General features: G+C 57.7%; 6 protein-coding genes, 1 tRNA gene and 2 rRNA genes. 4 read left to right on the forward strand and 5 right to left on the reverse strand.

The window, feature by feature from the left end; all coding sequences use genetic code 11:
• Positions 1-51 precede the first annotated feature (51 nt).
• Together glgC and glgA are read left to right on the forward strand one after the other, a co-directional pair.
• Positions 52-1305, forward strand: coding sequence for a glucose-1-phosphate adenylyltransferase (gene glgC / locus GbCGDNIH8_RS12070; RefSeq protein ID WP_072573373.1), 1254 nt, complete (start codon positions 52-54; stop codon positions 1303-1305).
• 34 nt (positions 1306-1339) lie between these two features.
• Complete coding sequence (gene glgA / locus GbCGDNIH8_RS12075; RefSeq protein WP_072573374.1) at positions 1340-2782, forward strand: glycogen synthase GlgA; 1443 nt, start codon at positions 1340-1342, stop codon at positions 2780-2782.
• Between the two features lie 18 nt (positions 2783-2800).
• On the opposite strand, the gene GbCGDNIH8_RS12080 is transcribed toward glgA, so the two are convergent.
• Complete coding sequence (locus GbCGDNIH8_RS12080; protein WP_072573375.1) at positions 2801-4699, reverse strand: potassium transporter Kup; 1899 nt, start codon at positions 4697-4699, stop codon at positions 2801-2803.
• A gap of 99 nt (positions 4700-4798) precedes the next feature.
• Complete coding sequence (locus GbCGDNIH8_RS12085; RefSeq protein WP_072573376.1) at positions 4799-5509, reverse strand: YggS family pyridoxal phosphate-dependent enzyme; 711 nt, start codon at positions 5507-5509, stop codon at positions 4799-4801.
• A gap of 52 nt (positions 5510-5561) precedes the next feature.
• On the opposite strand from GbCGDNIH8_RS12085, the gene GbCGDNIH8_RS12090 reads away from it, so the two are divergent.
• Both GbCGDNIH8_RS12090 and GbCGDNIH8_RS12095 read left to right on the forward strand, forming a co-directional pair.
• Positions 5562-6209, forward strand: coding sequence for a thiamine phosphate synthase (locus tag GbCGDNIH8_RS12090; RefSeq protein ID WP_072573377.1), 648 nt, complete (start codon positions 5562-5564; stop codon positions 6207-6209).
• A 157-nt stretch (positions 6210-6366) separates the two neighbouring features.
• Positions 6367-6837 carry a DUF3576 domain-containing protein gene (locus GbCGDNIH8_RS12095; protein WP_072573378.1) on the forward strand — a complete coding sequence of 157 codons (471 nt, stop codon included), beginning with the start codon at positions 6367-6369 and terminating at the stop codon, positions 6835-6837.
• A gap of 115 nt (positions 6838-6952) precedes the next feature.
• Here GbCGDNIH8_RS12095 and GbCGDNIH8_RS12100 read toward each other — a convergent pair.
• The 3 genes from GbCGDNIH8_RS12100 to GbCGDNIH8_RS12110 form a co-directional block, all read right to left on the reverse strand.
• A tRNA-Met gene (locus GbCGDNIH8_RS12100) sits at positions 6953-7029 on the reverse strand.
• A gap of 28 nt (positions 7030-7057) precedes the next feature.
• Positions 7058-7172, reverse strand: a 5S ribosomal RNA gene (rrf, locus tag GbCGDNIH8_RS12105).
• Between the two features lie 102 nt (positions 7173-7274).
• Positions 7275-10012: ribosomal RNA gene (locus tag GbCGDNIH8_RS12110) — 23S ribosomal RNA — on the reverse strand.
• Positions 10013-10123 lie beyond the last annotated feature (111 nt).

Below are 10123 nucleotides of genomic sequence, written 5' to 3' on the forward strand. Positions count from 1 at the left end.
CATAATCGACTGACGCCTTGCCCCTGCAATTAAGATCCGGGAAATATCAGCATGAGCGGTACCAGCAGCATCGCCCGCAGCACAATGGCTTATGTCCTGGCGGGGGGGCGTGGCTCCCGGTTGCTGGAACTGACGGATACACGGGCAAAACCGGCTGTTTACTTTGGCGGCAAGTCACGCATCATTGATTTTGCCCTGTCCAACGCGGTCAACAGCGGTATCCGCCGCATCGGGGTCGCCACCCAGTACAAAGCCCATTCGCTGATACGGCACATGCAGCGTGGATGGAATTTCTTCCGTCCCGAGCGCAATGAGGGCTTCGATATTCTGCCAGCCAGCCAGCGCGTCAGCGAAACCCAGTGGTATGAAGGCACCGCTGATGCGGTGTATCAGAATCTGGACATCATCGCGGGATATGAGCCGGAATACATGATTATTCTGGCGGGTGATCATATCTACAAGATGGATTACGAAATCATGCTCCATCAGCATGTGGAGCGTCAGGCCGATGTGACCGTCGGCTGCATCGAAGTCCCACGGGAAGAAGCCACTGGCTTCGGCGTCATGCAGGTGGATGAAACTGGTCGGATTACAGCGTTTCTGGAAAAACCCTCCGATCCCCCCGGCATGCCCGGACAGCCTGACATAGCCCTGGCCAGCATGGGCATCTATGTTTTCAAAACGAAATTCCTGTTCGATGTTCTGCGCCGCGATGCCGCTGATCCTGACTCCAAACACGATTTCGGCGGTGATATCATTCCGCATCTGGTCAAAAACGGCACTGCCATCGCACATCGCTTCAATGATTCCTGTGTCCTCAGCAGCAAAACAGCAGAGCCTTACTGGCGGGATGTCGGAACCCTGGATTCCTATTGGCAGGCCAATATCGATCTGACCAATGTTGTGCCTACGCTCGATCTGTATGATTCGGGCTGGCCAATCTGGACCTATAACGAGATCAGCCCTCCTGCGAAATTCGTCTATGACGATGTGGGACGGCGCGGCATGGCGGTGGACAGTCTCGTAGCTGGGGGATGCATCGTTTCCGGGGCCTCGCTCAGCAGATCATTGATCTCCACCGGCTGTCGTGTGCACTCCTTCGCGCAGCTGCATGGCACCGTTGTACTGCCTTATGCCGATATCGCCCGCAGCGCACGGTTACGGAACACCGTCGTGGATCGGGGCGTGCGTATTCCGGAAGGACTGGTCGTCGGTGAAGACCCTGAGCTGGACGCAAAACGGTTCCGCCGCACGGAAAAAGGCATCTGCCTGATAACGCAGCCCATGATTGACCGGCTCGGCTGACCGTTTTTCCCTGTTCTGATCGGTTCCTGTCCAGATGCGTGTTTTGAATGTGGCTTCGGAAGCCTATCCGTGGATCAAGACCGGGGGGCTGGCGGATGTTGCCGGTGCGCTTCCAGCCGCGCTTGCCGAGCATGATGTGGACATGCGCACCCTGCTGCCTGCTTATGCCGGATTGAAGCAGGCGCCGGAGACACGTCCGGTTCATCATTACACCGATCTGTTCGGCGGACCGGCCAGCATTCTTCAGGCCAGCCTCCCCGAAGGACTGACCCTATATCTGCTGGATGCACCGCATCTCTATGACCGTCCCGGCGGCCCTTACACGGATGTCAATGGGCAGGACTGGGCCGATAATGCCGAGCGTTTCGCGGCTTTCTGCCGGGCGGCGGCCGATATCGCCCTTGGTATCCTGCCGGACTGGGCCCCGGATATCGTGCATGCCCATGACTGGCAGGCCGGGCTTGTGCCCGCCTATCTGGCCCTGTCGGAAGCCGTGCGGAGGCCACCCGTTTTATTCACAATCCATAATCTGGCCTTTCAGGGCGTTGTCCCACGGGATCGTCTGGCCGCCCTTCTTTTGCCGCCCGACAGTTTCTCGGTGGATGGGGTGGAGTATTACGGCCAGATCGGGCTGCTCAAAGCCGGGCTGCATTATGCCGATGCGCTGACCACCGTCAGCCCGAGCTATGCCCGCGAAATCCAGACCGATATCGGGGGCATGGGGCTGGGAGGATTGCTGCGTGACCGCGCCGCCGTGCTGAACGGCGTGCTGAACGGCATCGACATGACCGAGTGGAATCCGGCCCATGATCCGCATGTGAAAGCCCACTTCGATCGTAACAGCCTCGAACACCGGACCATCAATCGGGAGGCCCTGCGCACACGGTTTGGATTGGCTCCCTCAGCGGGCCCGCTTTTTGGCATTGTCAGCCGGCTGACCGGCCAGAAAGGGATTGATCTGGTTCTGAATGCCCTCCCTTTCCTGGTCTCGCAGCAGGCTCAGCTTGTCGTGCTGGGCAGCGGAGACAAAGTGCTGGAACAGGGGCTGCTACAAGCCGCGCAGGCCTATCCAAGGCAGATTGCCGTCTTTTCAGGCTATGACGAGACCCTGTCCCGCCAGATTTTCAGCGGGGCCGATGCCATGCTGATTCCCTCGCGTTTTGAGCCATGCGGCCTGACCCAGCTTTACGCAATGCGTTACGGTGCAGTACCGGTCGTTTCACGCGTGGGCGGTCTGGCAGACACAATCATTGATGCCAATACCGCCGCCTGTGAGGCAGGCGTTGCCACCGGAATCATGTTCCAGCCGGAGGGAGCAGACAGTCTGATCGAACCGCTCTCCCGCACCATCAGGCTGTTCCATCAGCCCGAAATATGGGTACGGCTTCAGCATCGCGGCATGGAAACAGACAGCAGTTGGACCTTACGGAGCGCAGCCTATGTCGCGCTGTACAATCAGATGCTCTCCCCCCGTTAAAAATCCCTTGACCGCTCATCAGATCGGAACCCGCACTCCCAGTTCCACAACGCGGTCGCTGGGGATACGGAAGAATTCGGTCGCCGGCACCGCATTGCGCGCCATCACCAGAAACAGCCATAGACGCCAAAGCGGCATTTTCGGCGCTTTGCCGGCCACAATGGTTTCCCGACCGAAGAAATACGAAACCTGCATCGCTTCCACCGGCACACCCCTCGCCCGCAGCGCATCAAGATCACGGGGAATATTCGGGCTTTCCTTGAAGCCATAGCGTATGATCACGCGATAGACATTCTTCGCCAGTTCCTCGACTTCCAGATGCTGATCCGGCCCGGCTTCGGGCTGATCAAGCGTCTTGACGGTCAGGAACAGGACACGCTCATGCAGCACCTTGTTGTGCTTCAGGTTATGCAGCAGCGCGCCCGGTACATAATCCGGATTGCCAGTCAGGAATACAGCCGTTCCCGGCACACGCAGAATCCGCGATTGAGGCAGGCGCGCCAGAAAGGAAGCCAGCGGCAGGCTGTCCTGCCTCCATCTGGTCATCAGAAGATGACGGCCCGCGCTCCAGCTGGTCATCATCGCCATCAGCAACCCGCCCAACACCAGCGGCACATAACCACCCTGAGGAATCTTCAGCATGTTGGAGGCAAAAAACAGACTGTCCAACAGGAAGAAAAAGCCGAACACAACAATAACACTGCGGCGGCTCCAGCCGAACTGACGGCGGAACACGACCACAGCCAGAATACCCGTGCACAGAAACGTTCCAGTCACGGCGATACCATAGGCCGCCGCAAGATTGTCACTGGTGCGGAAGGTCAGAACCAGCGCCAGAACTCCGACGAGCAAGGCGCTGTTCACTTGCGGCACATAGATCTGTCCCTGCTCCGTCTCGCTGGTATGGCGCACCGTCATACGCGGCAGAAAGCCCAGCTGGACGCATTGCCGCGCCATGGAGAACGCACCTGAAATCATCGCCTGACTGGCAATCACCGTCGCAGCCGTGGCCAGCAACACCATCGGCAGGCGCAACCAATGCGGTGTCAGCAGGAAAAAAGGGTTATCCAGTGCCTTGATATCATGCAGGATCAGGGCACCCTGTCCAAAGTAATTCAGCGTCAGGGCCGGCAAAACGACCCATAGCCAGGCCAGCTTGATGGGCCGCCCACCGAAATGTCCCATATCGGCATACAATGCCTCCGCGCCGGTTACGGCCAGAACCACAGAACCGAGCACAATAAAGGCCAGCAGCCTGTGCTGGATCAGCAGCAGCCCTGCATAACCGGGGGACAGCGCCAATAACACCTTTGGGTGATGCAGGATCGCCAGCAGCCCCAGCAATCCGATCAGAAGAAACCAGACCGCCATGATCGGACCGAACACGCGGCCCATAATGCTGGTCCCGCGCCATTGCACCATGAACAGCGCCACGATCACGACGGACGCAATCGGCAATACGTAATCCTGCATGGCAGGATAGGTAATCTCCAACCCCTCCACTGCCGACAACACTGAAATCGCAGGGGTAATGACGCCATCCCCGAAGAACAGACAGGCGCCAATGATTCCTGTCATACCGAGCCAGCGCCGCATCCGTCCCGGATTGGCGACACGCTGGGCCAGTGCCATCAGAGACAGGATACCGCCCTCCCCCTGATTATCGGCCCGCATCACCAGCAGCACGTATTTCACCGTGACAATCAACACCAGGGACCAGAAGATCATGGACAGCACGCCATAGACTTCCAGCCTGTTAATAACTGACCCATCATCCTGAAAATGCAGCAGAGCCGCCTTGAAGGCGTAAAGCGGGCTGGTCCCGATATCGCCGAACACCACCCCCAGCGCACCCAGCAACATGACAAGGCCAGTGGGCTTTTTTTCGTCAGCCGCCAATTTTTCCGCCGCCGACATTATATCACTTCCCCGTTCAAGCCGTCATCCAGTGAAGAGTTCAGTCGATGGCACAGGACGTGCCGGTCAATATGCCCGATTTTCATGAAGAATGTGCGTTTAAAGATGTCCGCCATCCGGCGCGGACGGAGAAGAGTGTTCCGCCGCAGATGGACGGGGCCGGGCACCGAAAATGGCTGTGCCGATTCGCACATGCGTTGCCCCATTGGCAATGGCCTGCTCAAAATCACCCGACATGCCCATGGAAATAACCGGCAATCCATGGCGCGCTGCTGCTGCTGCCAGCCATGAAAAATAGGGTTGCGGATCGACATCCGCCGGCGGAATCCCCATCACGCCACATAGGGCATCTCCGAAACGATGCCGGCACATCTCGATAAACGAATCAGCCTCCCGCGTGGGAATACCGGATTTTTGCGGCTCATCCCCCACATTCACCTGCACCAGAAGGCGCGGCAGACGTTTTTCCTTCTCCGCAGCCAATGCCAGTGCATCGGCCAGACGCGGGCGGTCCAGACTTTCAATCACATCAGCAACACGCACCGCATCCCGTGCCTTGTTGGTCTGAAGGCCGCCAATCAGGTGAAGGGTGGGAGGATCGGCTTCGTCACGCAGCGGCAGGAACTTCGACAGAGCCTCCTGCACCTTGTTTTCCCCGAATACGCTCTGCCCGGCCCGGCGCGCCGCCGCCACTGCGTCAGGGCCATGCGTCTTGGAAACCGCGACAAGCGTCACCGTCTGCGGATCACGTCCGGCCCGGCGCGCCGCCGCGTCGATCCGCGCCCGAATATTGGCCAGAACAGCGCTCATATGGTCAGGCTGCTGGTCTGAGCGAGAAGTATCAGCGTAAGATTGCAAGGACATGGACCAAAAGCTCATTGCCTGGGCGCGCGCCGTCAAGGCCAAAGCCCCCCGCAACGCACCACCGCCCCTCTGGCTGTTCACAGATCATCGCCGTGTATCCGATCCACGCCCTGACATTGCCCGGTTGCCGCGCGGATTATGCGGCGTCGTCTTTCGCCATGATGCCCTGCCTGACACCGTACGGGCAACTCTGCTCCATCAGGTTATCCGGCTCTGCCGTGCCCGGAGGCTGATGCTGAGCGTCTCCGGCTGCATCTCTGCGGGCCTGCCGATGCGGACGCAACCTCATCGACGCGGCGGCAGATTGTCCAGCAGCGCCGACAAGGCTTCCACCTGTCTTCCACCTGTCTTGCGAGGCCGAACGATAATCACCGCCTCTGCCCATACAATCCCTGAGATACGGCGTGCACACCGTCTGGGCGCTGGCCTGATTTTTTTCTCCCCGTTTCTGCCGACGGAAAGCCATCCCGGGACAGTCGCTCTGGGAGCCGCACGCTGGAACCGGCTTGTCCGTATGGCTGGCCGTGCTCATCATCAGTCGTACATTGCCGCTCTGGGTGGCATAGAAGGGCGATATGCCGCTTTACTCCGCATGAGTGGCATCCTGAATGTGGGGGCTATTGGTGCCCTGCATGCCAGGCACTGACGATATCGCATTTCTGCTTACGTAATCTGGCGCAACAATACGTGTGAGGAATCATGAAGCAGGGATGGCTTGGCCTGCGTCTGCTCTGACGGTAATAGGGCATGGACCGCATCTTGGTGCCTGCTCATTATCGGTCCTTACCGTTCCGGAATACGACATGTCTTTATCCCATCGTTCAGCCATCGCCGTTTCCGTTCTTCTGCTGCTGGCCGCTTGCAGCAGCCAGGAAAACGAAAGCAAGGATTTTACCGATCCACAAAATCAGGCTGCCGCACAAAGCGTAAGCAATGGGGCCAAGCCCGGGCAGGAAGTGAATGTTTTTCTGTGGCGCGCCACGCTCGACACACTGTCCTTTATGTCCCTGAAATCCGCTGATCCCTATGGTGGAGTGATCATCACCAACTGGTATCAGCCCCCCTCTTCTCCCGGCGAGCGTTTCAAGGTGACGGCCTATATCCTCAGCCCGGTGATGCGCAGCGATGGTGTGCGCGTCTCCCTGTTCCGGCAGGTGCAGAAAGGGGGGCAATGGGAAGAAGCCCCCGTCGACAAGGAAACCGTTACCGAAATCGAAAACAAGATTTTGATGCGCGCCCGCTCTCTACGAGCGGCCGGTTTTCAGCAGCAGTAAAGCGGCTTTTCCCTTTTATTCCGGGGCAGCCCTATGGGCTGCATCCCCCCCCTTCCTTCGTCTATTTTCAACGCAAAAAAGCCGCCTGATTGAGGCGGCTTTATACATTGGTATATGGTTGCGGGGGCAGGATTTGAACCTGCGGCCTTCAGGTTATGAGCCTGACGAGCTACCGGGCTGCTCCACCCCGCGGTGGTAATAGCAAAAGGTGGGTTGGAAGACCTGGCGGCGACCTACTCTCCCGCATCTTGAGATGCAGTACCATGGGCGCTGGGGCATTTCACGTCCGAGTTCGGGATGGGATCGGGTGTAGTTTCCCCGCCATAGCCACCAGGTCGTCCAACCCACCTTTTGGGGTGTGTTGTGATGGGATGTTCTGGTGTTTTTTTTATGATGTGCTGTGTGTCATGTGTGGATGACTTCTGTGCATGATGGAAGTTCTTGAGCCTATCGGGCTATTAGGACCAGTTAGCTGAGTGCGTTACCGCACGTATACACCTGGCCTATCGACGTGATGGTCTTTCACGGCCCTCAGGGAGACCTGGTTTTGAGGTGGGTTTCCCGCTTAGATGCTTTCAGCGGTTATCCCGTCCGCACATAGCTACCCGGCTGTGCCGCTGGCGCGACAACCGGTGCACCAGAGGTGCGTCCATCCCGGTCCTCTCGTACTAGGGACAGATCCTCTCAAGTCTCCAACACCCACGGCAGATAGGGACCGAACTGTCTCACGACGTTCTAAACCCAGCTCACGTACCACTTTAATCGGCGAACAGCCGAACCCTTGGGACCTGCTCCAGCCCCAGGATGTGATGAGCCGACATCGAGGTGCCAAACCTCCCCGTCGATGTGGACTCTTGGGGGAGATCAGCCTGTTATCCCTAGAGTACCTTTTATCCGTTGAGCGATGGCCCTTCCACGCGGGACCACCGGATCACTATGGCCGACTTTCGTCTCTGCTCGAACTGTCGCTCTCGCAGTCAGGCGGGCTTATGCCATTGCACTCAACAGCCGATGTCCGACCGGCTTGAGCCCACCATCGCGCGCCTCCGTTACCATTTGGGAGGCGACCGCCCCAGTCAAACTGCCCGCCATGCAGGGTCCCGGACCGGGCTTACCGGTCTCGGTTAGACACCAGAAAAACGCAGGGTGGTATTTCAAGGTTGGCTCCACACAAGCTAGCGCCCATGCTTCAAAGCCTCCCACCTATCCTACACAGCATTTTCCTGGTGCCACTGCAAAGCTGCAGTAAAGGTTCATAGGGTCTTTCCGTCTGACCGCGGGTACCCCGCATCTTCACGGGGAATTCAATTTCGCTGAGCCGATGCCGGAGACAGTGGGGAAGTCGTTACGCCATTCGTGCAGGTCGGAACTTACCCGACAAGGAATTTCGCTACCTTAGGACCGTTATAGTTACGGCCGCCGTTTACCGGGGCTTCAATTCGGTGCTTGCACACCTCCTCTTAACCTTCCGGCACCGGGCAGGCGTCAGACCCTATACGTCGTCTCTCGACTTCGCAGAGCCCTGTGTTTTTACTAAACAGTCGCTACCCCCTGGTCTGTGCCACCCACACCCGGTTGCCCGGACATGGGTCTTGCTTATCCCGAAGTTACGCAAGCAATTTGCCTAGTTCCTTCGACATCGTTCTCTCAAGCGCCTTGGTATGCTCTACCAGTCCACCTGTGTCGGTTTCGGGTACGGTCTATTCGCTGGAGCTATTTCCTGGAACGATCCGGCTGCAGGGGCAATCCAGTAAGTCCCCACAACGCTTCACATTCGTCACTTCCAGCAGGCTCAGGAATATTCACCTGATTCCCATCGACTACGGCTTTCGCCCTCGCCTTAGGGGCCGGCTCACCCTGCGTGGATTAACCTTGCGCAGGAACCCTTGGACTTTCGGCGACAGTGTTTCTCGCACTGTTTGTCGCTACTCATGTCAGCATTCGCACTTCCGATACCTCCAGGAGGGGTCACCCCATCTCCCTTCACAGGCCTACGGAACGCTCCGCTACCGCGTAGATCACTCTACACCCGCAGCTTCGGTGTGTGGCTTGAGCCCCGTTACATTTTCGGCGCAGGATTTCTATTAGACCAGTGAGCTATTACGCTTTCTTTAAAGGATGGCTGCTTCTAAGCCAACCTCCTGGTTGTTTTGGAATTCCCACATCCTTTCCCACTTAGCCACAACTTGGGGACCTTAGCTGGCGGTCTGGGCTGTTTCCCTCTCGTCCACGGACCTTAGCACCCATGGACTGTCTGCCGCGCTATACTTCCCGGTATTCGGAGTTTGGTTAGGTTTGGTAAGCCTTTGGAGCCCCCTAGCCCATCCAGTGCTCTACCCCCGGGGGTAAACACGCGACGATCTACCTCAATAGATTTCGCGGAGAACCAGCTATCTCCGAGTTTGATTGGCCTTTCACCCCTAGCCACAGCTCATCCCCGACTTTTTCAACAGGCGTGGGTTCGGCCCTCCAGTGCGTGTTACCGCACCTTCAGCCTGGCCATGGCTAGATCACTCGGTTTCGGGTCTTCTACCTGCAACTTGACGCCCTATTCAGACTCGCTTTCGCTGCGCCTACACCTATCGGCTTAAGCTTGCTGCAAACAGAAACTCGCTGACCCATTATACAAAAGGTACGCCGTCACCGCAGATGCGGCTCCGACTGCTTGTAGGCATTCGGTTTCAGGTCTATTTCACTCCCCTCGTCGGGGTGCTTTTCACCTTTCCCTCACGGTACTTGTTCACTATCGGTCACTAGGGAGTATTTAGGCTTGGAGGGTGGTCCCCCCATGTTCAGACAGGATTTCACGTGTCCCGCCTTACTCATGTCCCTAATATCGCTATCGCATACGGGGCTATCACCCTTTGTCGCCGGACTTTCCAGACCGTTCCGCTACACAATACTAAGGCACTGGCCTCTTCCGCTTTCGCTCGCCACTACTGACGGAATCTCTGTTGATGTCTTTTCCTCCAGGTACTGAGATGTTTCAGTTCCCCGGGTTCGCCTCACGACCCTATGTATTCAGATCGTGATCTCCTTGCGGAGGGGTTGCCCCATTCGGATATCCACGGATCAAAGCCTGCTCGCGGCTCCCCATGGCTTTTCGCAGCGTGCCACGTCCTTCATCGCCTCCTAGTGCCAAGGCATCCACCGAATGCCCTTATCGCGCTCAAGAGCTAACACAGATCGGTCAACCAATCTGTGCTCATCATGCACAGAAGACATCCACACCTCGCGGCGCAACGCTTCTGCGTGATTTTACTCAGCACATCTTAAACGCCTCTGA

This window comes from Granulibacter bethesdensis, assembly GCF_001889545.1.
Taxonomy (GTDB): domain Bacteria; phylum Pseudomonadota; class Alphaproteobacteria; order Acetobacterales; family Acetobacteraceae; genus Granulibacter; species Granulibacter bethesdensis_B.